Source organism: Thiohalocapsa sp. ML1 (assembly GCF_001469165.1).
Classification (GTDB): domain Bacteria; phylum Pseudomonadota; class Gammaproteobacteria; order Chromatiales; family Chromatiaceae; genus Thiohalocapsa.
On record NZ_JABX01000066.1, the window covers coordinates 1 to 23702 of the forward strand.

A 23702-nucleotide genomic window follows, 5' to 3' on the forward strand; every position below is an offset into this window, starting at 1 on the left:
AGGGGGAGAGCAGGTGTTGAGGTGACGCGAAGGTTAGCAGAAAAACGTGGTCTGTCCCTGTTTTCCGAACGGGTCGAACAAGCAAACGCGGTCGCGTCCGCTCTCGACTGGTTTGAGGCAGGCATGGACTTCGCCGATGCACTCCATCTGGCGTTGGCGGGACAGGCCCGGGGGCTTGTGACCCTCGATAAGGGCATTCAAGCGCACGCTGACCGGCTCGGGCTTCGACATCCGGTGGTTCTTGTCCCGAACCAACCTGAGCCCGAAGTGCGACCGGTCGTCGTACGTCGGCGTCACCTTTGCTCAACTCACAGGGAACTCCGAGCAAGCCATCACGACGTGCCGCATGCCGACAAGCGCGCCGATCAGTCGCGCTGGCCAGATCGGCAGATGCATGTGATCGCCGGCGATGGCGCCGGGCGTTAGCCCCCGCCGATCTCGATCTGCTCGGTGCCGATGTAGGCGCGCAGCGCCTCGATGACGCGGCCGAGCTCAACGTCCACGCCCGGCCCGTAAAGCCGCGCCCGGTCGATGCCCTCGCAGCGCCCGAACAGGGCGTGGCGCAAATCGGTCTCGGTCTGGACGTGGCGGGTCAGGTCCGCGAGCAGTTTCTCGAATTCGCTGCGGGTCGGCGCGGCATCGAGCGCCTTGAACAAGTCCGCGAGCGCGCCGAACAAGGGCACGGCGGCGGACCCGAAGCCGAGCTCCGCAGGCCGGTAGTCGACGCGCCGCTGCGACACGCGGCTCACCCACACGCGATAGCTCGCCCGCTGCAATGAGTGGTACAGGGGCTCCTCGCTGATCAGGAAGAGCAAGAGGTGCCTTGGGTTCGCGTCGTAGCTCGCGTCGCGCACCTGCCAGCGGCGGTCGCGGATGAGGCGGTGGATGCGGATGTGCTCGCGGAAGTCCGCCGCCTGGAGCTGGTCCAGGATCAGCACGACGCCCTCGGCCTCGCTCAGCGCACAGGCGTGGCTCAAGATGTCGTCCAGCGGCTCGATGGGCGACTCCTTGCGCCCATACTCGTCCTGGCCCTCGGGCAGGATCACATCCGGCAGCGCGCGCGAGCGATCCGCGAAGTCGTGGTAGAGCACGTGCGGGCGCTCCAGGGCGTGCGCGAGCGCCGTCGCAAAGGCGGTCTTGCGGCGCTCGCCGTCGCCCTCGATGCTGAGCGTGCGGATGCCCTCGGCGGGGCCGCGGAGCAGGCAGCGGACCTGGAATTCGTAGTCGTCGTTCGACTCGAACCCGTGCTGGGCCATGTTCTCGCGCAGGCTGACCAAAGCAGGGGCTAGGAGCTAGGGGCTAGGGGCTAGGAGCTGGGTAATGCGGTGGCCGGCGCCGCGGCGGCCGGCGTCGGCGCCAGCAGCGCAGCCGCCGCGCCATGCCCCTGTTCCGCCGCGTGCCAAGCGGCATCGTGGCCCTCGCGGTCCGGCAGCGTCGCGTCCGCACCGCGGGCGAGCAGGAGTTGCACGGTTTCGGCATGCCCGCGCTGGGCGGCCCAGAGCAAGGGCGTATAGCCCTGGGTCTGCTCCTGGGCGTCGATCATCGCGCCGTGGTCCAAAAGCAGCGCCACCACGTCGGCATGGTTGTTGGAGGCGGCGAGCAGGAGCGGCGTGTAGCCGCCCTTGTCGGCGGCATCGACGTCGGCGCCGGCGGCGATCAGCTTCGCAGCCGCCTCCCGATGGCCGTTGACGGCGGCCTTCATCAGCGGCGTCCAATCGCAACTGTCGCGCACGTCGGCGGTGCGGTTGCGCCTCAGCAGGGCGTCCAGCGCGGAGAGGTCGCCGCGCTCGGCGACCTCAAGCAATTGCTCGGTGCGGGTCGCCGGGTCGGTGTCGTCGCCGCAGCCGGCGAGCAGCAGCCCCGCGGCGAGCATGGCGGCGAGCAGCAGCCCGGCGGGTCGGGTCATGGTAGTCATGGGCGAGGGATGCGTTTGCGTAGTCATGCGCGGAGCATGGCGCAGACCGCCGCAGTCGCCAATGCGAAAGCGCAAGTACCTGAAAACAAAACAGCTAAGGGGGCCAAAGCGGTCAGCTCACGCTCTGCCAGAAGGTGGACTGCGGGTCCAGGAACTCCGTATGCGGCAGGTAGTGGGAGCCGTCGCAAGAGAAGTTGAGCGCCACCAAGCCATTAAAGATATTGAGCGAGCCTGAGCGCAGATAAATGATGTCGTCCGCATAGCGCAGCCGCTTGAAGCCCTTGAGGATGCTCCGGACCTGGTCGGCGTCGATGCGGGCGTCGGGCGGATACGGGCAGTGCGGATAGGCGAGGCACACGTCCGGGTCGGCAAGCTCCTCGAAGCCGAGCAGCCGGTAGCGAAAGGGATCGCTGACCAGCCAGACCGTCGCGCGGCTGCTGGAAAAGTGGATCTTGCAGTGGAACACGCCGCTCTCGACGACGAGCTCCTCGAGCACCGCCAGCACTTGGTCGATGTGGCGGTCGATCAGGCTCTCCACCCGCCGCTGCTCGAACAGCGAGCCGCGGATGGCGGGGTCGCCGCGCAACTGCTGCCAGCGGCTCGGCTCGCAGTACACCTCTCGGGTCAGCGGCAGGTCGCGCAGATCGAAGTCGGCACCGAGATAACCGAGCTGCACGCCGTCGCGCTCGATGCGCCGCAGCGCCGTCAGCGAGGGCCGCAGCGCCCGCTGGCTGATGTAGGCCTCCGACAGCAGCAGGCCATGCGGCGGCATGGTCTCCTGCATGTACGGCCGCCCGGAACGGTCGCGGCCCAAGTCCGCCTCGATCAGCCCTTCCGCCGCAGCGTTCGCCGTCACCTGAACGCCAGCGCTGTCGAGCCCATACACGTAGCGACTGTGCGGTATGGTGCCAAGCGCCTCGAGCAACAGCGCGTCGAGCGCGGCGCGATCCCCCCAGACGGCGGCGCAGCGGCCGGCGATGAAGGCCATCGGCTCCACCAGCATGTTGAACAGGGCGAGGCGCTGGCGGGCAACGCTGGACTTGAGATCGGACATACGGTCAACATCGGGGCAAGGCGCGGCAGCGGCGCCGCCCGCGGGATTCTACAATGCCGCCGCCGGGCGACACCCATACGGAAGCCGGGTATCGACTCGGCCGGCGGAACACCGGAGCATGCGTCCATGAGCCTCGTCGGAAGCCTGATCGCCCTGTCGCTGCTGCTGCTCGTCGCGCTCGGCATCGCCGGCGTGTTCTTGATGGGCGGCACGAGCCGCGACGCCAACGACGACGACCCGGACCCCTAGCGATGAGAGACAACCCCGGCCGGGTGCATACGCTGCGTGCAAGTGCCGTGGCGCTGATCGCGGCGCTGCTCGGCGGCTGCGCCCTGCCGACGGCGCCGGGCGGCGGCGACACCGGGCTGCGGGTCGAGATCCGCCGCCCGGTGCCGCTGCCGGCGGGCTCGGCGCATGCCAATTTCCAGTTCGGCCGGGTGGTGCGCGGGACGAACCTGTTCGAGCCCTTCTGTCAGTTGGAGGCCAATCTGGTGGCACCCGAGCGGCGCGACCTCTTGCCCGGCGCCTATCGCGTCAGCCGCGTCGGCAACCGGCTGCTGCGCGACGCCATCACGCGCATTCCAGCCGTGTATCCCACCTTCGACTGCTCCGACGGCGTGTTTCAGGAATCGCGCTGGCGCTTGGCCCCGGCGAGTGCGGAGGCGACGACGGACGTGCGTGAGCTCCGCTGCATCGCGCCCTACTACAACTGCACCTTCGGGCCGCCGCTGTCGGTGGATCAAGTGCAGCTCGTTGTCGGCGACTACCTCGGTATCGCCGTGGCCGACGCGACGGCAGACTGAAGACGCCCCGCAACGAGGCGCAACGCTCATTCCGCGCCGGCGCAACCCTCGCGACTACAGCGCACCATGACGGTGCTGCCGCCGACGCAATGGACGCGATGCAGCTCGGTGTCGGCGTCGTCCGTCACGAGCACGGCGCCACGCTCGCCGAGCACGCAGCCTTGGGCCACGGCGAAGTCCTCGGCGTAGTAGGCCCAGACGCCCATCGCGGCGTCGGCGGGCTGCTCGGTCGGCGTCCTGCGCAACGCAGGCGCGAGCGCAGGCGGCGGTGCCGGTGGGCTCGCGCGCGTGGCCGCTGGCGGCAGCGGCGTGACCGCGGGCGGTTGCGCGGGGCTCGGTCGCGGCGCAATGCGCTCGACCGGAGCGCTCGGCGCCGGGGCCGGCGCCGGTCGCGTCGTTGCGGGCGGGCGCTGCTGTTCAGCCGACGGCGGCGCAATGGCCGACCACTGCTGCACCAGCGAGGTCAGCGCCGTGTGCAGATTGCCGCGATAGGCGGCGGTGACATCGGTGCTCCAGGCCGCCGGGGTGCCGGCGTACCAGAGCTCGGTCGCGCGCAGCGCCGTGGCGACGCCGTCGGCGGTCGCGGTGAAATCGGCGCGGATGCGCAGCAGCGTGTGCTCGGGGGGCGCGGCACCGGGCGGGCCGGCGCTGGCGGGGGTGTCCAGGCGGATCTCGAAGATGACGTGCTCGGGCTCGCTCGCGACGACGCGCCAGCCCTTGATCAGCGCCGCGTCCAGCGCCAGGGCCTTCGCGCGCGGGATGTTGGCGCCGCGGAGCAGGACGCTCGGGGCCGCCCCCGCCGCGGTCTCGGCGCTGACCGGCGCAGACACGGCGCTCGCGAGCAGCAGCATAGCGGCGCCGATCCGGCGCCTGACGCCAAGCCGCCGCCTGCCGCGCGCCAGCATGACCTCAGCGCAAGGGCTCGCAGACGCCCCCGCGGCAGCGCACCCGGACGTTGCTGCTGCCGACGCACTGCACCTCGTGCAGCTCGTAGCCATCGGTGTCCTGCAGCAGCACCGCGCCGCGGTCGCCGAGCTTGCAGCCGCGCAGCCGTGCATAGTCCTCGGCGTAGTAGCTCCAGAGCCCTTTGCGGCTGCCCTGGTTCAGCACCAGCATCTCGTTGCTGCCGCCGATCTCCACCGGGGCCGTCGGCGCAATGGGGGCGGGGCTTGCGACGCTGCCCAAGCTCGGCCCGGGCCGCAGGGCCGACGGCGAGGCGGCCTCGGCGGCCGTTCTCGGCGACGCAGGCGGTGCGATGGTCGGCGCCACGGCGCCGATCCCTGCGGTCGCAGGCTCTGACACAGCGATATCCGGCGCCGGGCTCGGGGCCGGTCGCGGCGCGACCTGCGCCTGCTGCGGGGCCGGAGGCGCCGCGGGTGCCGGCGGTGGCGAAGCGCGAACCGTCGGTGCGGCTTGCGGCGCGGGCGCTGCCGGTGCCTGCGCCACCGGGGTCGGTACCGGAGCAGGCTGCGCCGGTGCCCGCGCGGCAGGCGCCGCCGGCGCTGCCGTTGCCGGTGCGGCAGCAGCCGCCGCGACGTCTGCGCTGGTCTCGGCGGCTGCCTCGCCAGACGCGGCAGCGCTACCCGCCTCGGCGGCCTCGCGCTCGGCCAACACCGGCGCGCGGGAGTTGAGCTTACTTTGGGCGGCGAGCCAGGCCGAGGACAGCGAGCCGAGCGATGCCAGAAGCTCGTTCTCGAAGTCGGCGGTGTAATCGATGACCTGCTCGTCCGGGGTGCCGGGATTGGTCAGCACGGCGGCGCTGAGCGCGACGGTGGTGCCGTCGCCGCGCTCGACGAGATTGGTCGCCACCTGCATGCGCGGCGCCGCCAGCGGGCTCGGCAGCGCCTGCGCCTGCGGCAGGCCCGGCGGCAGCGGGCGCTCCAGCAGCACGCGGTTGGCATCGGCACTGACGATGTCCCAGCCCTTGGTGCGCGCGGCGGCCATGGCAACGGAGCGCGCCTGCTCCAGCTTGGCGCCGGGCAGCGTGATCTGCGGCAGCCGCGAGATGTCGCCCACGTAGACCTTCCCCGGGCCGGACTTGCCGCCGCCCATCGACGCACAGCCGCCCACGGCCAGCGCCAATACCACCAGACAGAACAGCTTCATCAACTTCACGAGGAGCTCCGGCATCAGCGACAAACAGGAAGAGCCCGGACGCAGCGCACGCGGCCCGCACCAAGCTCTGTCAAAAACCCTCGAATGCTAGCACGCCGCCCCGCCCGTCAGGGGCTTACCGCGGCCGTGCGGCAGGGAGCATGCTGGCGTTGTGACGTATTGGCGGACAGCGGCCGACCCACGCGGGGTCCGTCACTGCGTCGCCTCGATCAGCTCAACCGCATTGCCGTCCGGGTCGCGGCAGAAGAGCGCGCGCCGGCCGGAGCGACTGAGGCTGAAGCCGATGCCGGCCGCGTCGAGCCTGGTGGCGATCAGGTCCAGATCCGTCACCGTGAGGGCGACATGGCGGTCGCGCCCGCCGTGCTCGGGCCGGCCTTCCACGGGGTCAGGGTTGGGCAGCTCCAGCAGGTGGATCTGCTGTGCGCCGAGCTCCAGCCACGCGCCTGGAAACGGCAGGCCCGGGCGCGCCGTCGACATCGGCAGCTCCAGCAGGTCGCGGTAAAAGCCCAAGGCGCGCGCCGTGTCCGCGACGAGCAGGCTCACGTGGTGCATGCCGGAAACCAATGCCATGTGTTGCTTCCTCCGCGCTGCCGCGGCCTCGTGTTTGGACCACCCGGGACCATCGCCTATACTGCCGGCTTGCGTGCGTGCCGGATATCGGATGCGCCGTCCGATCAGCGCCCGGCGCCGCCCGCCACCACACCTACGCCTCTCTCAGCCCGCAGCCATGACCGCCGCATGAACCCGCGCCTCGACCGCCTGCACCCCTACCCGTTCGAGAAGCTGGGGGCGCTGCTTGCGGACGCGACACCGCCGACGGGGCTCGCGCCGATTCGGCTCTCCATCGGCGAGCCGCGGCATCCGACGCCGCCCTTCATCGGCGCCGCGCTGACGGAGCATCTGGACGGGCTCGCGACCTATCCGGCCACCCGCGGCATGCCGTGGCTGCGAGAGGCCATCGCCGAGTGGCTGACGCGGCGCTTCGGGCTCCCGGCGGGACTGCTCGACCCCGAACGGCACGTACTGCCCGTCAACGGCACGCGGGAGGCGCTGTTCGCCTTCGCGCAGGCCGTGGTGGATGCAGCGTCGAGCCCGCTGGTGCTGCTGCCGAACCCCTTCTACCAGATCTACGAGGGCGCGGCGCTACTCGCCGGGGCCGAGCCGCACTTTCTGCCCTGCACGGTGGAGTCGGGCTTCCAGCCGGACTTCGACGCCGTCGACGCCGCCACCTGGCAACGCTGCCAATTGCTCTACATCTGCTCGCCGGGCAACCCGAGCGGCGCGGTGCTGCCGCAAGCCACGCTCGCGCGGCTGTTGGCGCTGGCGGACCGGCACGACTTCATCATCGCGGCGGATGAATGTTACAGCGAGATCTACTTCGACGAGGCCGGCCCGCCCGTCGGCCTGCTGCAGGCCTGTGCGGCGGCGGGCCGGGACGACTTCCGCCGCTGCGTCGTCTTCCACAGCCTGTCCAAGCGCTCCAACGCGCCGGGGCTGCGCTCGGGCTTCGTCGCCGGCGACGCCGAGATCCTGCGCCGCTTTCTCGCCTATCGCACCTACCACGGCTGCGCCATGGCGCTGCCGCAGCAGCACGCGAGCGCCGCCGCCTGGCGCGACGAGCAGCACGTCGTGCTGAACCGGCGGCTGTACCGCGAGAAGCTCGACGCGGTGCTGGACGCGCTGGACGGCGCGCTGGACGTGACGCGCCCTGCCGCCGGCTTCTATCTGTGGCCACGCACGCCCCTGGACGACACCGACTTCGCCCGCCGGCTCTTCGCCGAGCAGCACGTAACGGTGCTGCCCGGAAGCTACCTGTCGCGGCCCACCGCGCACGGCGACCCCGGGCGCGGGCGCGTGCGCCTGGCGCTGGTGGCGGACCAGGATGAGTGCGTCGAGGCGGCGCGGCGCATCCGGGCCTTCTGCCGAGGCCTGTGAGCACCCGCCTGCGCCGGCGCGCGCAAACCCCAAGAACCAATCATTGATCTTCCCCACGTATCCCGAGGAGCCCTCATGTCCGACCACCAAGCCATCATCGACAAGGCCTTCGAGCGCCGCGCCGAGATCACGCCCCGCAATGTCGAGACGCTGGTACGCGACGCCGTGCAGGACACCATCGAGCGGCTCGACCGCGGAGAGCTGCGCGTCGCCGAGAAGACCGACGGCAAATGGGTGGTGAACGACTGGGTCAAGAAGGCGGTGCTGCTCTCTTTCCGCATCGAGGACAACCAGTTCATCAAGGGCGGCTTCACCAATTATTACGACAAGGTGCCGTCCAAGTACGCCGACGCCAGCTCGCGCGAGCTCCGCGACGGCGGCGTGCGCGTGGTGCCGCCGGCGACGGCGCGGCGCGGGTCCTACATCGCACCGAGCTGCGTGCTGATGCCGAGCTACGTCAACATCGGCGCCTACGTGGACTCCGGCACCATGGTGGACACCTGGGCCACGGTGGGCTCCTGCGCACAGATCGGCAAGAACGTGCACCTGTCCGGCGGTGTCGGCATCGGCGGCGTGCTGGAGCCGGTGCAGGCGGCGCCCACCATCATCGAAGACGACTGCTTCATCGGTGCCCGCTCCGAGATCGTCGAGGGCGTCATCGTCGGCCAGGGCGCGGTGATTTCCATGGGCGTCTACATCGGCCAGAGCACCAAGATCTACAACCGCGAGACCGGCGAGACCCTCTACGGCCACGTGCCCGCCGGCGCGGTCGTCGTCCCCGGCAACCTCCCGGCAAAGGACGGCAGCCACAGCCTCTACTGCGCCGTCATCATCAAGCAGGTGGATGAAAAGACGCGGGGAAAGGTCGGGATCAATGAGTTGTTGAGGGATATTTGAGGGGGAGAGTACGGAGTACGGAGTACGAAGTACGGGGTACGGACTACGAAGTACGGGGTACGGAGTACGAAGTACGGGGTACGGAGTACGGAGTACGGTTTGCGCCCGCATTTCGCGTCTGGCTATCTGGTTGGCAACACCGAAGTCCGTGCTCACTGGCTCAAACCCGAGATCGGCACCCCCGTACTCAGTACTCCGTACTCCGTACTTCTCTAAACGCAGGCTGTCTGGTTGGCAACACCGAAGTCCGTGCTCACTGGCTCAAACCCGAGATCGGCCCCCGTACTCCGTACTCCGTATCCGTACTCCGTACTTCTCTAAACGCAGGCTGTCTGGTTGGCAATACCGAAGTCCGTGCTCACTGGCTCAAACCCGAGATCGGCACCCCCGTACTCAGTACTCCGTACTCCGTACTTCTCTAAACGCAGGCTGTCTAGTTGGCAACACCGAAGTCCGTGCTCACTGGCTCAAACCCGAGATCGGCACCCCCGTACTCCGTACTCCGTACTCCGTACTTCTCGTGCTCACTGGCTCAAACCCGAGATCGGCACCCCCGTACTCCGTACTCCGTACTCCGTACTTCTCTAAACGCAGGCTGTCTGGTTGGCAACACCGAAGTCCGTGCTCACTGGCTCAAACCCGAGATCGGCACCCCCGTACACCGTACTCCGTACTCCGTACTTCTCTAAACGCATGATCCTCTACGGCATCCCCAACTGCGACACCATGAAGAAGGCCCGCGCTTGGCTCGACGAGCACGGCATCGGCTATGACTTCCACGACTACAAGAAGGTCGGGCTCGACGAGGCGACGTTGCGCGGCTGGATTGCAGAGCTCGGCTGGGAGCAGCTCATCAACAAGCGCGGCCAGATGTGGCGCAAGCTCGACCCCGCAGTGCGGGACAACCTCGACGAGGCGCGGGCGATCCGAGTCATGCTCGAAACACCCTCCATCATCCGCCGCCCCGTGCTCGATACCGGCGCTGCCCGCCATGTCGGCTTTTCCGACGCCCAATACCAGGCCATCTTCACGCCATGACGAGACAACCTTCCGCCACCGTGCAGCTTGCCTGTGAGCTCATCGGCCGCCGTTCCGTCACGCCCGACGACGCCGGCTGCCAAGCCGTCATGGCGGCCCGCCTCGAGCTGCTCGGCTTCACGGTGGAGCACATGCGCTTCGGCGACGTAGACAATTTCTGGGCGCGGCGCGGCGAGGCAGGCCCCGTGCTCTGCTTCGCCGGCCATACCGACGTGGTGCCGCCCGGGCCGCTGGAGCTTTGGGAGTCAGACCCCTTCGAGCCAACGATTCGCGATGGCCGCCTCTACGGCCGCGGCGCCTGCGACATGAAGGGCTCGCTCGCGGCCATGATCACGGCCACCGAGGGCTTCCTCGCCGTGCATCCGCACCACCGGGGCTCCATCGCGTTTCTCATCACCAGCGACGAGGAAGGCCCGTCCATCAACGGCACGCGCAAGGTGGTAGAGGCGCTTGAGGCCAGAGGCGAGAAGATCGACTACGCCCTGGTCGGCGAGCCATCGAGCCACGAGCGCTTGGGCGACGTGGTGAAGAACGGCCGCCGCGGCAGCCTGACGGCCAAGCTCAAGGTCCAGGGCAAGCAGGGGCACGTGGCCTATCCGCAGCTCGCGGACAACCCCGTCCACCGAGCAGCGCCGGCGCTGGCGGCCCTGGTCGCCGAGCAATGGGACGCGGGCAACGCGCACTTTCCGCCCACCAGCCTCCAGATCTCCAACCTCAACGCCGGCACCGGCGCCGACAACGTGATCCCGGACGCACTGACGGCGATCTTCAATCTGCGCTTCTCCACCGAGCAGACGCCCGAGGCCATCCAGGAGCGCGTCCACGCCATCCTCGACGAGCACGGCCTGGACTATCGGCTCGACTGGCACGTCTCCGGCCTGCCCTTCCTGACCCCGGCCGGCGAGCTGCTCGACGCCGGCCGCAGCGCCATCGAGGCCGTCACCGGCATCGAGACTGAGCCCTCCACCGTCGGCGGCACCTCCGACGGGCGCTTCATCGCCCCCACCGGCGCGCAGGTGCTGGAGCTCGGGCCGGTGAACGCCACCATCCACAAGGTCAACGAGTGCGTCGCCGTCGCCGAGCTGGACCAGCTCGCGGCCGTCTACGCCGAAGTCCTGCGCCGGCTGCTGACCTGAACCCTCGCGGCGCGAGGACGCCTAACGGCGACGCTCCTTCCCGCTCGCGCCTTGCGGCACTGAGCGAGCACGCGCCGATGTCGCCTGGCAGCCGTCGCAAATGAGCGCTGCCCACGGCAATCCCGGCCAGTCTGGACGTCAAGCACACGCCGTCGAGTAGAGATCAGACCCACCACTCGCTGCGCTGCCGCAACTCCATGACGCTCGCCGCCTACCAAGGCGCGCTCGACACCCTCGCCCGCGCCGCCATCGCCAAGGCCGTCGAGAACGCCCGCAGCTCGCTTTACTTCTCCGCATAACCCACCCGGTGACCTGCCATGCGATCGATCAGCGAACGAGACCTCGCCGTCGTCATCCCCCTCGTCGCCGCCAGGATTCGCGACATGACCGCAGAGCTCGCGGACTTGGACGAGCGCCTCGACGAGCTCAGCGAAGCAGAAATCGAAAGCCGTTGCGACTTGCAGGAGACGCTGGAGCACTACCACGGCACCCTCGACTCCCTGCGCGAGGAATACGAGACCGCGCTCGCAGAGGGCATCAACCTGCCCGGCTATGAGCAACTGACGCGCCCGTTCGGGCTCGCCTGAGACACTCGCGACCAAACCCCCGCGCCTGCACGGGTCGGCTTGACAGCCCGATCGGCACACGCTCGCGCCGAGACCCGAAAGAAGCTATCTCGTGCCGAGGCGCGGTGGCGCAACGGAAAGCGCAGGAGAGGAGAAGCCGTGGACAGCGCGCTTCGCAAGCGGTGACCCGCTGATGCACATCAAGCTCAAGCAGCACCTGGCCATCGCCACCGGTGCCGTCTCGGCCGCCGCGGTCCCCATGGGGGCGGACGCCGCCATCGGCTACAAGGACAACAGCAACGCCTTCTCGGTCAGCTCCGCCGAGACGGGCTCGGCAGAATGGGACATCGACGGGGCCGGCGGCAATGACTTCCGTCTCTTTACCAGCACTGCTTCCACGTTCCGTTATGTCGCTTTCGACTCAGCGGGGGGGACGCAATGGCCGCGGCTTCGCGGCCACGGGATCTGGCAGCAGGGTTTTCAACAACCTGCCGGCCGGTGCCGCGTCCACCGGCGCGCTGCTTGGGCCGACCCTGAGCGCCGGGTATTGATGGAACGGCGCCGGCAACATCTTTTTCCGCACGGTCATATGGCCGGTAGCGCTTTGAGCAGCGAGTTCAACAACGGCGTCATCGGCAGCAACTACATCGGCTTCCGCTTCCTCTCCGGCAGCGACGTGCTCTACGGCTGGGCGGAGTCGATCCTCTCCACCACCGGCGGCGGCACCGTCACCGTCAACCGTTGGGCCTACAACGACACGGCCGAACGGCATCGTCAAGGTCGGCAACACGGGCACCCAGGATGTCCCAACCCCGCCCACGCTCGCCCTGCTCGCCGCCGGCGCCTTCGGCATCCTCCGCTGGCGGGCAAGGCGCGCGGTGGCCTGACGGCTAGGTCGCTCGCGCAGGGACGCGGAAGAAGATACGAGGCCTGACACCCGCCCGTTCCGCGCCCTGGGCGCGATACCTTGCATAGCGCCATTCTTGGTACTAACTTTCGCGCTCTTTCTGACGCGAGGGCACCCGCATGGCACATCGTATCCTGGCCGAGACCACGGCCAGCATCTCGGAGCTGAAGCGCAATCCGATGGGGACGGTGGCGGCCGGCGAGGGTCTTCCCGTCGCCGTGCTCAATCACAACGAGCCGGCCTTCTACTGTGTGCCGGCGAAGGCGTACGAGGCGCTGATGGATCGCCTGGACGACCTGGAGCTCAACCTCATCGCCGACGCGCGATTGCGCGACGGGCAGGCGCCCGTCAAGGTCTCGCTGGATGAGCTATGAGCTGGAGTTTCACCCGGATGCCCTGAAGGAGTGGCGTGCGCTGGACCTTTCCGTCCGTGAGCAGCTCAAGAAGAAGCTCGCGGAGCGGCTGCGGGAGCCGCATGTCGTCGCGTCAAGGCTGAGCGGCCATCCGCAGCGCTACAAGATCAAGTTGCGCTCGGCCGGATTTCGACTCGTCTACGAGGTGCAGGACAGCCGGCTGGTGGTGCTGGTCGTCGCGGTGGGTAAGCGAGAGCGCAATCAAGTCTACAAGACCGCCGACAGGCGCACGGCGCTGGCGGAGCCGGCGGCACTCGCGGCGCAGCTCAATGCCTTCCTCGGCGGCGGGCTCGACGAGGCGGCGATGAGCGCAGCGGTGGCGCCGAGCCTCCGGCGGCAGCGGGATGCTCCGCCGCCGCGGCAGCAGGCGCAAGCCCGCACCCCGACGACGGGCATCGGCTAGCAGCCCACCGCGCTCACGCTTGACGCCCGCCGCCCGGCTGCGATGATGCCGGGTTCCGCCGATGCGCCCGCGTCGGCCCCTGCCGGCCCCAGCAGCAAGCTCCAATCATGCCCGACCCCGCCGACCGCATCCGCCTGCGCGGGGTGCGGCAGAACAATCTCAAGAATCTGGACCTGGACCTGCCGCTCGGCGCGCTCATCGTCGTGACCGGCGTGTCAGGCTCCGGCAAGTCGTCGCTGGCGTTCGACACGGTGTACGCGGAGGGTCAGCGGCGCTATGTCGAGACCTTCTCGCCCTACGCGCGGCAGTTCCTCGACCGCATGGACCGGCCCCGGGCGGATCGCATCGACGGCATCCCGCCGGCGATTGCCATCGACCAGACCAACCCGGTGCGCACGTCGCGCAGCACCGTCGGCACCATGACGGAGCTAAACGATCATCTGAAGCTGCTGTTCGCCCGCGCCGCGCGGCTCTTCTGCCGCGGCTGCGGGCGGGAGGTGCGCCGGGATACGCCCGAAAGCATCTGGGGCGCGCTCCGCCACCGCACCGGGCAGGACCGTGCCGACGCGGCCGAGCGGCCGGAGCCCGTGCGCGCGCTGATCAGCTTCGACGTGCCGGTGCCGGAGTCCATGACGCCGGACCAGCTCAAGGACCTGCTCGGCCAGCAGGGCTACATCCGCTTCCTAGCCGAGGCCGACGACCGGCTGGAGGTCATCCAGGACCGACTCCGGCTCGATGCCGAGAACCAAAGCCGCGCCGTGGAGGCGCTGGCCGCGGCGCTGGAGCATGGCCGCGGGCGGCTTCGGGTCTATCCGCTGGACGCCGAGCGCAATCCCGGCGCGCCGTGGCGCTTCTCGGCGGACCTGCACTGCCCGGACTGCGATATCCATTACCGGGAGCCGCAGCCGGCGTCGTTCTCGTTCAACTCCCCGCTCGGCGCCTGCGACACCTGCCGCGGCTTCGGGCGGGTCATCGGCATCGACTGGTCGCTGGTGGTGCCGGACGAGTCCAAGACGCTCTTGGAAGGCGCCATCAAACCCATCCAGTCCGACAGTTATTCCGAGGTACAGGAAGACCTGATGGGCTTCGCGCACCGCCGCGGCATCCCCACCGACGTGCCCTGGCGCGACCTCACCGACGCCGACCGCACCTGGGTGCTGGAGGGCGAAGGCGAGTGGGACGCGGGCGTCTGGTACGGCATCCGCCGCTTCTTCGACTGGCTGGAGGGGCGCGCGTACAAGATGCACGTGCGGGTGCTCTTGTCGCGCTACCGCAGCTACGACGCCTGCCCTGCCTGCAATGGGGCCAGACTCAAGGACGCGGCGCTGGACTTTCGCGTCGGCGACCACGCGCTCGCCGACGCCGTGCTGCCGCGGGGCGAGCGCTTCCGCCACGCCCGCATCGGCATGGCGGAGACGGCCTGGTTCGGGCTGCCCGGGCTCAATGTGCACGACCTGATGCAGCTCCCCATTGATCGCTGCCGGGCCTTCTTCGACGACCTGACGCTGCCCGGCGCCATGGACCAGGCCATGGAGCTGCTGCTCGCCAACATCCGCGCCCGGCTCAAGTACCTCACCGAGGTGGGCTTGAGCTATCTGACGCTGGACCGCCAGTCGCGCACCCTGTCCGGCGGCGAGGTGCAGCGCATCAATCTCACCACCGCCCTCGGCACCTCATTGGTGAACACGCTGTTCGTGCTCGATGAGCCGAGCATCGGTCTGCACCCGCGGGACATGGACCGGGTGGTCGGCATCCTCAAGCGGCTGCGCGACCAGGGCAACACGCTGCTCGTGGTCGAGCACGACCCGCAGGTGATGGCGGCGGCGGATCGGATTCTGGACATCGGACCCGGCCCCGGCGAGCGCGGCGGCGAGCTGGTGTTCGAGGGGACACCGGCGGAGCTCATGGCCTGCGAGGCGTCGCTGACCGGCGACTATCTGGCCGGGCGCCGGCGCGTCGAGCCGCAGCGGGAGGCGAAACCGCATGCCGCCGGCGAGCCCGCCATCGGCATCCGCGGCGCCCGTGCGCACAACCTGCGCGGCGTCGACGTGGACATTCCGCTTGGGCGACTCGTGGTCGTCACGGGCGTGTCCGGCTCCGGCAAGTCCACGCTGATCCAGGACATCCTGTTCGCGCACCTCGCCAAGGCCAAGGGCCACCCGGAGGGCGCGCCCGGCGACTGCGACGCGGTGACCGGCGAGGGCCTCGTCGCCGACGTGCTGATGCTCGATCAGTCCCCCATCGGGCGTACGTCGCGCTCCAACCCGGCGAGCTTCGTCGGCGCGCTGGACCCGATCCGCAAGCGCTTCGCGGCCCTGCCGCTGGCCAAGGAGCGCGGCCACACCGCCGGGCACTTCAGCTTCAACGCCGGCCCCGGGCGCTGCCCCACCTGCGCGGGCTCCGGCTTCGAGCACGTGGAGATGCAGTTCCTGTCCGACGTCTATCTGCGCTGCCCGGACTGCAACGGGCGGCGCTACAAGTCCTCGCTGCTGGAGGTGCGCCTGCCGCTGCCCGGCGTCGGCGAGGCGAGCATCGCCGACGTGCTGGAGCTGACCGTCGCCGAGGCGCTGAGTGCCTTCGCCGAGCACGCGGACGTGACCCGCGCGCTCAAGCCGCTCGCCGATGTGGGCCTGGACTACGTGCGCCTGGGCCAGCCGGTGCCGACGCTCTCCGGCGGCGAGGCGCAGCGGCTCAAGCTCGCCGGCCACCTCGCCAAGTCCCTGTCGAAGCGCCGCGGCGCCGGACTCCTGTTCCTGCTCGACGAGCCCACCACGGGGCTCCACTTCGACGACATCGCGACGCTGCTCAAGGCCTTCCGCCGGCTCCTCGACGCCGGGCATTCGCTGGTGGTCATCGAGCACAATCTCGATCTGATCCGCGCCGCGGACTGGCTCATCGACCTGGGGCCGGAGGGCGGCGACGGCGGCGGGGAGATTGTTTGTGTCGGCCCACCGGCGGAGGTCGCGCGGCACCGGACGAGTCACACAGGTCGGGCGCTGCGGGCGGAGCTGGCGGGCGAGTCCGAGGGCCAAGGGCCGAGGGCCGAGGCGCGCGTTGCCGATACGCCGGCGGTCTATGCGGTCGGCGCCGGCGAGCCTTCCTCGCCCCTAGCCCCCAGCCCCTCGATCCTCATTTCCCATGCCCGTGAGCACAACCTGAAGGATCTGACCCTGTCGATCCCGCGGGAGCGCTTCGTCGTCGTCACCGGCGTCTCTGGCAGCGGCAAGAGCACGCTCGCGTTCGACATCCTGTTTGCGGAGGGGCAGCGGCGGTATCTGGAGTCGCTCAACGCCTATGCGCGGCAGTTCGTGCAGCCGGCGGCGCGGGCGGACGTGGACGCCGTCTTCGGCATCCCGCCGACGGTGGCCATCGAGCAGCGCACGAGCCGCGGCGGGCGGAAGAGCACCGTCGGCACGCTGACGGAGATCCACCATTACCTGCGCCTGCTGTACGTGAAGCTCGGCGTGCAGCACTGCCCGGAGTGCGACCTGCCCATCGCCGCGCAGCCGCGCTCCGCGATCCTGGAGCGGCTGCGCACGGAGCACGCGGGCGGCACGGTGACGCTGCTGGCCCCACTGGTCATCGCCCGCAAGGGCCTCTACAACGACCTCGCCGCCTGGGCCGCGCGCCAGGGCCATACGCTGTTGTGGGTGGACGGCGAGCCGGTGCCGACGCAGCCCTGGCCGGCGCTGGACCGCTTCCGCGAGCACCAGATCGACCTGCCCGTCGGCGAGCTGGACCCCGGCGCGGTGCCGACGGCGGAGCTCGCGGCGCTGCTGGACCAGGCGCTGGACCTGGGCAAGGGCCTGGTGCGGGTGCTGCCGGCGGACGCGGCGGCGCCGACGGCCACCTACTCCACCAGCCGCACCTGCCCCGGCTGCGGCAAGGGCTTCGAGGAGCCGGACCCGCGGCTCTTCAGCTACAACTCCAAGCACGGCTGGTGCCCGAGCTGCTTCGGCACCGGCGTGGAGCTGCCGGGCTTCGATGCCGAGCAGAGCGGCGAGGAAGGCGCCTGGCTGGACGGCCCGGAGCACGGCGCCGGCGCCTGCCCCGCCTGCGACGGCGCCCGGCTGAACCCGGAAGCACTCGCCGTGCGCTTCAAGCAGCAGAACATCGCCGAGCTGTCGGCGCTGACGGTCGCGGCCGCCGCGGATCGGCTGGGGGCGATCCCGCTCGACGAGCGCGAGGCGGCCATCGGCGCCGACGTGGTCGCCGAGGTGCGCGCCCGGCTCGGCTTTCTGTGCCAGGTGGGGCTCGGGTATCTGACGCTGGACCGGGGCGCGCCGACGCTCTCCGGCGGCGAGGCGCAGCGCATCCGGCTCGCGGCGCAGCTCGGCTCCAACCTACGCGGCGTCTGCTACGTGCTGGACGAGCCGAGCATCGGCCTGCATCAGCGCGACAACGCGCGGCTCATCGACACGCTGATAGGGCTGCGTGAGCGCGGCAACAGCGTCATCGTCGTCGAGCACGACGAAGACAGCATGCGCGCCGCCGACGAGATCATCGATCTTGGCCCCGGTGCCGGGCGGCTCGGCGGGCGCATCGTCGCCCGCGGCACGGCCGCGGACCTCGCAGCGGCGCCGGACTCCGTGACGGGTCGCTTCCTCGCCCGCCCGCCGGCGCCGCCGGCCCGTGCGCCGCGCCCCTGCCCGGACGTGCCGGCGCAGCGGCTCGTTGTCACGGGGGCGGCGCTGAACAATTTGCAGAATCTGACCGTCTCGATCCCGCTCGCGCGGCTCGTCTGCGTCACGGGGGTGTCGGGCTCCGGCAAGTCCACGCTGGTGCGCGACGTGCTGGCGCAATCGCTGCGTGGGCTCTTGGCCGCCGAGCGCCCGGGGCCGACCGCCAGGCGCCAGGCGCTCGCCGGCTGTCGCGCGCTCGCCGGCTGGCCGGCGCTCTCGCGCGTGCTGGAGGTGGACCAGACCCCCATCGGCAAGACGCCGCGCTCCTGTCCGGCGACCTACATCGGCTTCTGGGACCCGATCCGCAAGCTCTTCGCGGCGACACCGGAGGCGCGCATGCTCGGCTGGGGCCCAGGCCGGTTCTCGTTCAACACCAAGGGCGGGCGCTGCGACGCCTGCGACGGCCAGGGCATGCAGCGCCTGGAGATGAGCTTTCTGCCAGACGTGAAGGTGCCCTGCGAGGTCTGCCACGGCAGCCGCTTCAACGCCGAGACCCGCGCCATCCGCTACCGCGACCACAGCATCGGCGAGGTGCTGGGCCTGAGCATCGATGCAGCCATCGAGCTGTTCGCGGCCCACCCCGCCATCCGCCGGCCGCTGGAGCTGTTGCAGGCCGTGGGCTTGGGCTACCTGACCCTCGGCCAGGCGAGTCCGACCCTATCGGGCGGCGAGGCGCAGCGCATCAAGCTCGTCGCCGAGCTGGCCAAGGCCCGCAGCGACGCCGAGGGCCGCGCCGAGCGGCCGACTCTATACGTGCTCGATGAGCCGAGCGTCGGCCTGCACATGGCCGACGTGGAGCGGCTCATCGCCGTGCTGCAACGGCTGGTGGACGCGGGCCACTCGGTGCTGGTCATCGAGCACGACCTGGACCTCATCGCCGCCGCAGATTGGGTGGTGGATCTGGGGCCGGAAGGCGGCACCGCCGGCGGGGAGATCGTCGCCGGCGCTGCGCCGCTCGAGGTCGCGCGGGCCGGCATCGGGCATACGGCTGCGGCGCTTAGGGGGCGGTTTGGGATTGGTTAGGGACCGTTCCGATACAACGGCGACACACACTTCCGGGCCTTGATCATCGTTCCGGGCGCCATGACCCGAGGTCCTGCTCGTGACACCGCTCCTGCGGTGTCACTCGCTCTTCGGCGCTCTGCGCCCCGCGGGGTGTGACGGGGCGACGAGGTCGGCAGCGGCCTTGGGACAGCGAGCGCGGCGGGTGGGCGCGGAGCGCCGGGAGGCGGTGACACCGCGGGAGCGGTGTCACCAGAGAGATCGGTAGATGCTCGTATCGGGCCATAAAAAAATCGCTAAAAGCCCTCGCGCGCTACGCGCGCGAGCAGGGGGGAAGTATCCCCCCTGACCCCCCTCAAAAGGACCGAATCATACGAATGACCGAATCACCAAAGTCGCCGCCGCGCTCGACGCGAGAGCGACAGGGCTCCAAAGCCCAGTGCCATCAGCAAGGCCGTGCCGGGCAGCGGGGCGGCGGCGACTTGTCCGGGGCGAACTGCCCAACCGTAGTACTGGCTGACCTTAAAGTCGAGGTCCTGGAGGCCAAGGATGGAGTTGAAGAGCCACGCCTTGCCTGGACTCGGCGCGTACTCCGTGCCCGACCAGTACACGGAGTCCTGCATGCTGGTGCCGAAGGGGCCGGTGTTGCTGAGGCCCCAGCCGGATTGCGGTCCACTGCCACTGGTGTCGTAGTAGGCGATGTTGCCCAAGGTGTCGTACCACAGGGACGCAAGCTCGCCGGTGCTGGTGTCGACGTTGTAGCCGCAATCGGTGCCGACAAAGGCGAAATCGCAACCAGCCGCGCCGGTGTCGATGATCGCCGGCAGCCGCCAGTCGTCGGCACCCGCGTACTCGATGCTGCCCAACCACTGTACCCAGGCCATGGCACCGTACCAGGTCATGGGGCCGTTCGTGGTGTCGAAGTCCCCGGCGACGACGTTGTGCGCGCCGTTGCCACTGGTGATGGTCGGCACCGCGGTCATGATCTGGGTCACCACCGTGTTGTCGGCGTCGTACTGGGTCTTGAACAGGTTGGCGTCGCGCACCCAGGTCAGGTCCTGCACGTCGTCATACACCAGGTCGATGCCGTTGGCCTGGTAGCTCACCAGCGCCGCCTGGGCGCTCCCGGCCAGCAGCAGGAGTCCGGCGCCAAGGCCGATGGCGGTTTGCTTTACGTTTGGGTTCATGTCCGTATCCTCACGGTCAATGTGATGTCGGTCGGGTTGATGCTGTGGTGCCCTCGCGTCCGCCGCTGACCGCATGCCCGGCAGCGACTCCGTGCCGTTGCGCCTGAGCCCGACCAACGAGATCTTTCGGCGGGAGGCGGGAGACGGGAGACGGGAGACGGGAGACGGGGTCAAGCTTACCCGCTGATCGGGGTTTCCGCTACTCTGACCCGATCGTCGCCCTGCGCTAGCGCGTAGGGCGGATGCCCGATAGGGCGATCCGCCAACCCGCCGGGATTGCTAAACCGACAAAGGTGATCATGGGTCGCGCCGGAAGGCGGAACCCGTCCATGGTTCCGCCCTACGCGGGCCTGCGCCGAAGGTGGTGATGTCGTCGAGCAAGGCCGGCGTGCCCCGCCGGGCAGGATGCCCGAGCCGAGGCATCGTTTGGTCCCGTAGACTGCGCGCCGCCGGCCCTGGATGCCATCCGCGCGTGCCCGCGTCCACGGTCACCGGCACCCCGAACAGAATCAGCGGATAAAGGGGTCAGAGCCCTTTTTAGACTTCCTCAACGCCGTTACGCTCCGGCGAACACCGCACCCACAGCACCACTCCGACCGAAAGCGATAAAGGGGTCAGAGCCCTTTTAAAGCGATAAAGGGGTCAGAGCCCTTTTTAGACTTCCTCAACGCCGTTACGCTCCGGCGAACACCGCACCCACAGCACCACTCCGACCGAATGCCGAATGCCGAATGCCGAATGCCGAAGACAGTTGACTTATCGCTGCGCTGGCTACAGAAGCCGAGTTAGGTAGACCGTCCCTCGCCAGCGACCCGCCAGCATCGTCCGTTCCTCGATCCTGCCCTACGAGCACGAAGCTAGTCCATGTCGGAGCCCGCGACAACCGCCCGGCAGAGCATCGACTCCTTCTGAACAAAGTTCTTCGAGGGATAAAGGGGTCAGAGCCCTTTTTAGACTTCCTCAACGCCGTTACGCTCCGGCGAACACCGCACCCACAGCACCACTCCGACCGAATGCCGAATGCCGCCGAATGCCGACTTATCGCTGCGCTGGCCACAGAAGCCGAGTTAGGTAGACCTTCCCTCGCCAGCGACCCGCCAGCATCCTCCGTTCCCCGATCCCCGATCCTGCCCCACGAGCACGAAGCTAGTCCATGTCGGAGCCCGCGACAACCACCCGGCAGCGCATCGATGCCTTCTGGATAAAGTTCTTGACGCTGGTCAAGAAATGGGGCGCGCGGGAGGACACGCAGCGCCGGTGTGTGCCGCGCGCGGAGGGGTTTGCTAAGACGATGCCGCCGCGACGGCTGGCGGAGCTGACGCCCGCGGACATCGACGGCTACCTCGCGGCGCAAGAAAGCAGGGTGGACAGGTCTGTAAAGTTTTCTGACAGCATCAGCTCCCGCTTGTCGGTCCGGGCCGCAAAGACGAGGGGTCTACCATCGAATTTGCAGGTAGCATCGGCAACTACGCCGAGTACTATGGGCACTTTTGCGCTACCCTGAGCCAAAACCCAACGAACCCGCGAGCCCGACGCCAAACTGCGGCCAGCGCTTCGCGCGTGGCCGCAATTCGGCGCGGGCCGCGGTTGACGTTAGGCGCAGAAAGACTCCTCTGCCAACATGCCAGTAATCAGTAGGTTCCTCGGAATCATCATCGCCATGTACTGGGATGATCACTCACCACCCCATTTCCATGCGAAGTACGGAGAGTACGAGATCACTGTGGAGATACTAACGGGGGTCGTGCAGGGGAAATTCCCAAAGCGAGCGCTACGGCATGTGTTGGAATGGCATGATCTGCACCAAGACGAACTGTTGGAAGACTGGGGGCTTTGTCGAGCTCGCAACGAACCTAAGCCAATCGAGCCTTTGGAGTAAAACCGTGTTCCTTCATATCAGCCAAGCCCGCCACCTTCGAGATTACGAAGTCGAAGTAACCTTCAACGATGGCCGACGAGGGATCGCCGACCTACGGGATTCTCTGACCGGCAAGGTGTTTGAACCTCTCCGCGATCTCAAGGTTTTCGCACAATTACGTGTCGACCCGGAACTTGACACGATCGTTTGGCCCAACGGCGCTGATTTTGCTCCCGAGTTTATTTATTTTCGGGCATTCCAGAGCGAGCCTGATCTTCAAGATCGCTTCAAATCATGGGGCTATGTCGCCTAACGAGCGCACAAGCTGGGAAACGCACATGGGGTCAAACGCACATTGGGTCACATGGGGTCAGGGTCACATGGGGTCAGGGAGAACGGGGTCAGTTCTCGCGGAGAACGGGGTCAGTTCTCGCGTTGTTGCATGCGCAAAGGCACGGGGTCACGCAAAGGCACGGGGTCAGGGCTCGCAAAGGCACGGGGTCAGGTCTCGCATCGCCCATCCCAGGAAGCAGGAAGGTCTTCCGGCATCCTCCGTTCCCCGATCCTGCCCTACGAGCACGGAGCTAGTCGATGTCGGCGCCCGCGACAACCACCCGGCAGAGCATCGATGCCTTCTGGTCAAAGTTTTTGACGCTGGTCAAGAAACGGGGCGCACGGGAGAACGCGCAGCGCTGGTGTGTGCCGTGCGCGGAGGGGTTTGCGAAGGCGATGCAGCCGCGACGGCTGGCGGAGCTGACGCCCGCGGACATCGACGGATACCTCGCCGCGCAAGGAATCAGGGCAGTCAAATCTCACAGGTAACGCGAGAACAGCCACCGCCACAGCGAGACGGGCTCCCGCCCGCCGAGTGCGAGCGCACGCAGATGGGATCAGCCCGAACATCGCCAACCCTCCGACACGGCGCTATGCTTCCGCGCCATGGACCGCATCGCCTCGCCCCACGACACCTTCTTCCGCGAGAGCTTCACCCGCAGTGAGGTCGCCCGCGACTTCCTGTGCTGCCAGCTCCCGGCGGCGCTGCTCGCCGAGTTGGACCTGACGACGCTGACGATCGGCAAGGACAGCTACGTCGCGAGCGATCTGCGCACGGCGTACTCCGACCTGGTCTATCGCGTCGCCTACCGCGGCGAGCCCCTCAACGTCTACCTGCTGTTCGAGCATAAGAGCTGGGCCGAGCACTGGACGGCGCTCCAGCTCCTGCGCTACATCGCCGCCGAGGGCGAGCAGTACCGCAAGCAGCATCCCAAGACCCGCCACCTGCCGCCGGTCTTGCCGCTGGTGATCTACCACGGCGAGCGGCCCTGGCAGGCACCGGCAGCATTCCAAGACCTGGTCAAGCCGCTGCCGGACAGCCTCGTGCCCTTCGTGCCGAGCTTCGGCTACCAGTTGGTGGATCTGTCCGGCCCCACCAACGCCGAGATCAAGGGCCGGGTGCTGACGCGGCTGGTGCAGTTGGCCATGCGCTGGGTCTTCGACGCCCAGCCGGTGGAGCGGCTGCGCGAGCTGTTGGCGCTGATCGATCAGATCGAAGACCGCGACACCGCCGTGGAAGTGTTGGAATCCCTGCTGCGCTACTTCGTCCAAGGCACGCAACGGGTCGACGAGCCGACCGTCCGGATCTTGCTGCAACAGACCTCCACCGGAGAACCGATCATGCAGACCTTCATCGACCGCTACATCGACCAAGGCCAACGCCTCGGCGAGGCAACCGCCGTGCTGCGTCTGATCGAGCGCAAGTTCGGCCCGCCGAGCGACAGCGTGCGCGAGCGC

General features: G+C 68.7%; 23 protein-coding genes and 1 pseudogene. 17 read left to right on the forward strand and 7 right to left on the reverse strand.

The features are described 5' to 3' along the window. A pseudogene (locus ML01_RS30350) lies at window positions 1–426 on the forward strand (hypothetical protein); the annotation flags it as partial. On the opposite strand, the gene ML01_RS24690 reads toward ML01_RS30350, so the two are convergent. The 3 genes from ML01_RS24690 to ML01_RS24700 form a co-directional block, all read right to left on the reverse strand. Further along, window positions 423–1256 (reverse strand): hypothetical protein, encoded by an 834-nt coding sequence (locus tag ML01_RS24690; RefSeq protein ID WP_371258248.1) that lies wholly within the window; start codon window positions 1254–1256, stop codon window positions 423–425. The pseudogene ML01_RS30350 and the gene ML01_RS24690 sit on opposite strands and share 4 nt — an antisense overlap. 50 nt (window positions 1257–1306) lie before the next feature. Next, entirely contained in the window at window positions 1307–1915 is a 609-nt protein-coding gene (locus ML01_RS24695; protein ID WP_254045382.1) for an ankyrin repeat domain-containing protein, read from the reverse strand. A 112-nt stretch (window positions 1916–2027) separates the two neighbouring features. Further along, on the reverse strand, window positions 2028–2969 hold the full coding sequence (locus ML01_RS24700) for a PDC sensor domain-containing protein (protein WP_058558042.1): 942 nt from the start codon (window positions 2967–2969) through the stop codon (window positions 2028–2030). 126 nt (window positions 2970–3095) lie between these two features. Here ML01_RS24700 and ML01_RS31135 point away from each other — a divergent pair, with 126 nt between their 5' ends. Next, window positions 3096–3218, forward strand: a complete 123-nt coding sequence (locus ML01_RS31135; RefSeq protein WP_156427982.1) for a single-stranded DNA-binding protein — start codon at window positions 3096–3098, stop codon at window positions 3216–3218. 2 nt (window positions 3219–3220) lie between these two features. Then, a complete protein-coding gene (locus ML01_RS24705) occupies window positions 3221–3772 on the forward strand; it encodes a hypothetical protein (RefSeq protein WP_058558043.1) in 552 nt (183 codons plus the stop codon). Window positions 3773–3798: 26 nt separating this feature from the next. Here ML01_RS24705 and ML01_RS24710 read toward each other — a convergent pair whose 3' ends face one another. The 3 genes from ML01_RS24710 to ML01_RS24720 form a co-directional block, all read right to left on the reverse strand. Then, window positions 3799–4623: a hypothetical protein gene (locus ML01_RS24710; protein ID WP_156427983.1), complete on the reverse strand. Its 825-nt coding sequence runs from the start codon at window positions 4621–4623 to the stop codon at window positions 3799–3801. A gap of 58 nt (window positions 4624–4681) precedes the next feature. After that, window positions 4682–5887, reverse strand: a complete 1206-nt coding sequence (locus ML01_RS30355) for a hypothetical protein (RefSeq protein ID WP_216819267.1) — start codon at window positions 5885–5887, stop codon at window positions 4682–4684. Window positions 5888–6079: 192 nt separating this feature from the next. Continuing rightward, the gene (locus ML01_RS24720) at window positions 6080–6457 is read right to left on the reverse strand and encodes a VOC family protein (protein WP_058558046.1); all 378 of its coding nucleotides are present in this window, start codon (window positions 6455–6457) and stop codon (window positions 6080–6082) included. A 168-nt stretch (window positions 6458–6625) separates the two neighbouring features. Between ML01_RS24720 and dapC the strand changes: the two genes are divergently transcribed. The 10 genes from dapC to uvrA all read left to right on the forward strand — a co-directional run bounded on the left by dapC (window position 6626) and on the right by uvrA (window position 18887). After that, window positions 6626–7822 (forward strand): succinyldiaminopimelate transaminase, encoded by a 1197-nt coding sequence (gene dapC, locus ML01_RS24725; protein ID WP_058558047.1) that lies wholly within the window; start codon window positions 6626–6628, stop codon window positions 7820–7822. Window positions 7823–7897: 75 nt separating this feature from the next. After that, a complete protein-coding gene (gene dapD / locus ML01_RS24730; protein ID WP_058558048.1) occupies window positions 7898–8719 on the forward strand; it encodes a 2,3,4,5-tetrahydropyridine-2,6-dicarboxylate N-succinyltransferase in 822 nt (273 codons plus the stop codon). A gap of 693 nt (window positions 8720–9412) precedes the next feature. Next, window positions 9413–9757 carry an ArsC family reductase gene (locus ML01_RS24735; protein WP_058558049.1) on the forward strand — a complete coding sequence of 115 codons (345 nt, stop codon included), beginning with the start codon at window positions 9413–9415 and terminating at the stop codon, window positions 9755–9757. Beyond that, complete coding sequence (gene dapE, locus ML01_RS24740) at window positions 9754–10893, forward strand: succinyl-diaminopimelate desuccinylase (protein ID WP_058558050.1); 1140 nt, start codon at window positions 9754–9756, stop codon at window positions 10891–10893. The genes ML01_RS24735 and dapE overlap by 4 nt, the downstream gene beginning before the upstream one ends. A gap of 131 nt (window positions 10894–11024) precedes the next feature. Continuing rightward, window positions 11025–11192, forward strand: coding sequence for a hypothetical protein (locus ML01_RS31140; protein ID WP_256363669.1), 168 nt, complete (start codon window positions 11025–11027; stop codon window positions 11190–11192). 18 nt (window positions 11193–11210) lie between these two features. Beyond that, a complete protein-coding gene (locus tag ML01_RS24745; RefSeq protein WP_058558051.1) occupies window positions 11211–11480 on the forward strand; it encodes a hypothetical protein in 270 nt (89 codons plus the stop codon). A gap of 172 nt (window positions 11481–11652) precedes the next feature. Next, on the forward strand, window positions 11653–12393 hold the full coding sequence (locus ML01_RS24750) for a hypothetical protein (RefSeq protein ID WP_058558052.1): 741 nt from the start codon (window positions 11653–11655) through the stop codon (window positions 12391–12393). Window positions 12394–12485: 92 nt separating this feature from the next. Next, window positions 12486–12740, forward strand: coding sequence for a type II toxin-antitoxin system Phd/YefM family antitoxin (locus ML01_RS24755; RefSeq protein ID WP_058558053.1), 255 nt, complete (start codon window positions 12486–12488; stop codon window positions 12738–12740). Beyond that, window positions 12730–13182, forward strand: coding sequence for a type II toxin-antitoxin system RelE/ParE family toxin (locus tag ML01_RS31565; protein ID WP_082674650.1), 453 nt, complete (start codon window positions 12730–12732; stop codon window positions 13180–13182). The genes ML01_RS24755 and ML01_RS31565 overlap by 11 nt, the downstream gene beginning before the upstream one ends. A 107-nt stretch (window positions 13183–13289) precedes the next feature. Further along, the gene (gene uvrA, locus ML01_RS24765) at window positions 13290–18887 is read left to right on the forward strand and encodes an excinuclease ABC subunit UvrA (RefSeq protein ID WP_058558054.1); all 5598 of its coding nucleotides are present in this window, start codon (window positions 13290–13292) and stop codon (window positions 18885–18887) included. A 365-nt stretch (window positions 18888–19252) separates the two neighbouring features. Here the strand turns inward: uvrA and ML01_RS24770 are convergent, their stop codons facing one another. Then, window positions 19253–20053: a DUF1566 domain-containing protein gene (locus ML01_RS24770; protein ID WP_058558055.1), complete on the reverse strand. Its 801-nt coding sequence runs from the start codon at window positions 20051–20053 to the stop codon at window positions 19253–19255. Window positions 20054–21674: 1621 nt separating this feature from the next. Here ML01_RS24770 and ML01_RS28020 point away from each other — a divergent pair. From ML01_RS28020 to ML01_RS24785, 4 genes are all read left to right on the forward strand, one after another. Further along, on the forward strand, window positions 21675–21932 hold the full coding sequence (locus ML01_RS28020) for a DUF4160 domain-containing protein (RefSeq protein ID WP_082674652.1): 258 nt from the start codon (window positions 21675–21677) through the stop codon (window positions 21930–21932). A 4-nt stretch (window positions 21933–21936) separates the two neighbouring features. Continuing rightward, window positions 21937–22224, forward strand: coding sequence for a DUF2442 domain-containing protein (locus ML01_RS28025; protein ID WP_082674653.1), 288 nt, complete (start codon window positions 21937–21939; stop codon window positions 22222–22224). Window positions 22225–22502: 278 nt separating this feature from the next. Continuing rightward, complete coding sequence (locus ML01_RS24780) at window positions 22503–22733, forward strand: hypothetical protein (RefSeq protein WP_058558057.1); 231 nt, start codon at window positions 22503–22505, stop codon at window positions 22731–22733. Window positions 22734–22850: 117 nt separating this feature from the next. Beyond that, on the forward strand, window positions 22851–23702 hold an 852-nt coding region (locus ML01_RS24785; RefSeq protein ID WP_058558058.1), incomplete at its 3' end, for an Rpn family recombination-promoting nuclease/putative transposase.

Coding starts and splice junctions, on each gene's coding strand:
- ML01_RS24770 (WP_058558055.1), bottom strand. CDS start 20,053: ATGAACCCAAACGTAAAGCAAACCGCCATCGGCCTTGGCGCCGGACTC.
- ML01_RS24705 (WP_058558043.1), top strand. CDS start 3,221: ATGAGAGACAACCCCGGCCGGGTGCATACGCTGCGTGCAAGTGCCGTG.
- ML01_RS24720 (WP_058558046.1), bottom strand. CDS start 6,457: ATGGCATTGGTTTCCGGCATGCACCACGTGAGCCTGCTCGTCGCGGAC.
- ML01_RS24695 (WP_254045382.1), bottom strand. CDS start 1,915: ATGACTACCATGACCCGACCCGCCGGGCTGCTGCTCGCCGCCATGCTC.
- uvrA (WP_058558054.1), top strand. CDS start 13,290: ATGCCCGACCCCGCCGACCGCATCCGCCTGCGCGGGGTGCGGCAGAAC.
- ML01_RS31135 (WP_156427982.1), top strand. CDS start 3,096: ATGAGCCTCGTCGGAAGCCTGATCGCCCTGTCGCTGCTGCTGCTCGTC.
- ML01_RS24745 (WP_058558051.1), top strand. CDS start 11,211: ATGCGATCGATCAGCGAACGAGACCTCGCCGTCGTCATCCCCCTCGTC.
- dapE (WP_058558050.1), top strand. CDS start 9,754: ATGACGAGACAACCTTCCGCCACCGTGCAGCTTGCCTGTGAGCTCATC.
- ML01_RS24755 (WP_058558053.1), top strand. CDS start 12,486: ATGGCACATCGTATCCTGGCCGAGACCACGGCCAGCATCTCGGAGCTG.
- ML01_RS24700 (WP_058558042.1), bottom strand. CDS start 2,969: ATGTCCGATCTCAAGTCCAGCGTTGCCCGCCAGCGCCTCGCCCTGTTC.
- dapD (WP_058558048.1), top strand. CDS start 7,898: ATGTCCGACCACCAAGCCATCATCGACAAGGCCTTCGAGCGCCGCGCC.
- ML01_RS24780 (WP_058558057.1), top strand. CDS start 22,503: ATGTCGGCGCCCGCGACAACCACCCGGCAGAGCATCGATGCCTTCTGG.
- dapC (WP_058558047.1), top strand. CDS start 6,626: ATGAACCCGCGCCTCGACCGCCTGCACCCCTACCCGTTCGAGAAGCTG.
- ML01_RS28020 (WP_082674652.1), top strand. CDS start 21,675: ATGCCAGTAATCAGTAGGTTCCTCGGAATCATCATCGCCATGTACTGG.
- ML01_RS24710 (WP_156427983.1), bottom strand. CDS start 4,623: ATGCTGCTGCTCGCGAGCGCCGTGTCTGCGCCGGTCAGCGCCGAGACC.
- ML01_RS24735 (WP_058558049.1), top strand. CDS start 9,413: ATGATCCTCTACGGCATCCCCAACTGCGACACCATGAAGAAGGCCCGC.
- ML01_RS24690 (WP_371258248.1), bottom strand. CDS start 1,256: ATGGCCCAGCACGGGTTCGAGTCGAACGACGACTACGAATTCCAGGTC.
- ML01_RS24750 (WP_058558052.1), top strand. CDS start 11,653: ATGCACATCAAGCTCAAGCAGCACCTGGCCATCGCCACCGGTGCCGTC.
- ML01_RS31565 (WP_082674650.1), top strand. CDS start 12,730: ATGAGCTATGAGCTGGAGTTTCACCCGGATGCCCTGAAGGAGTGGCGT.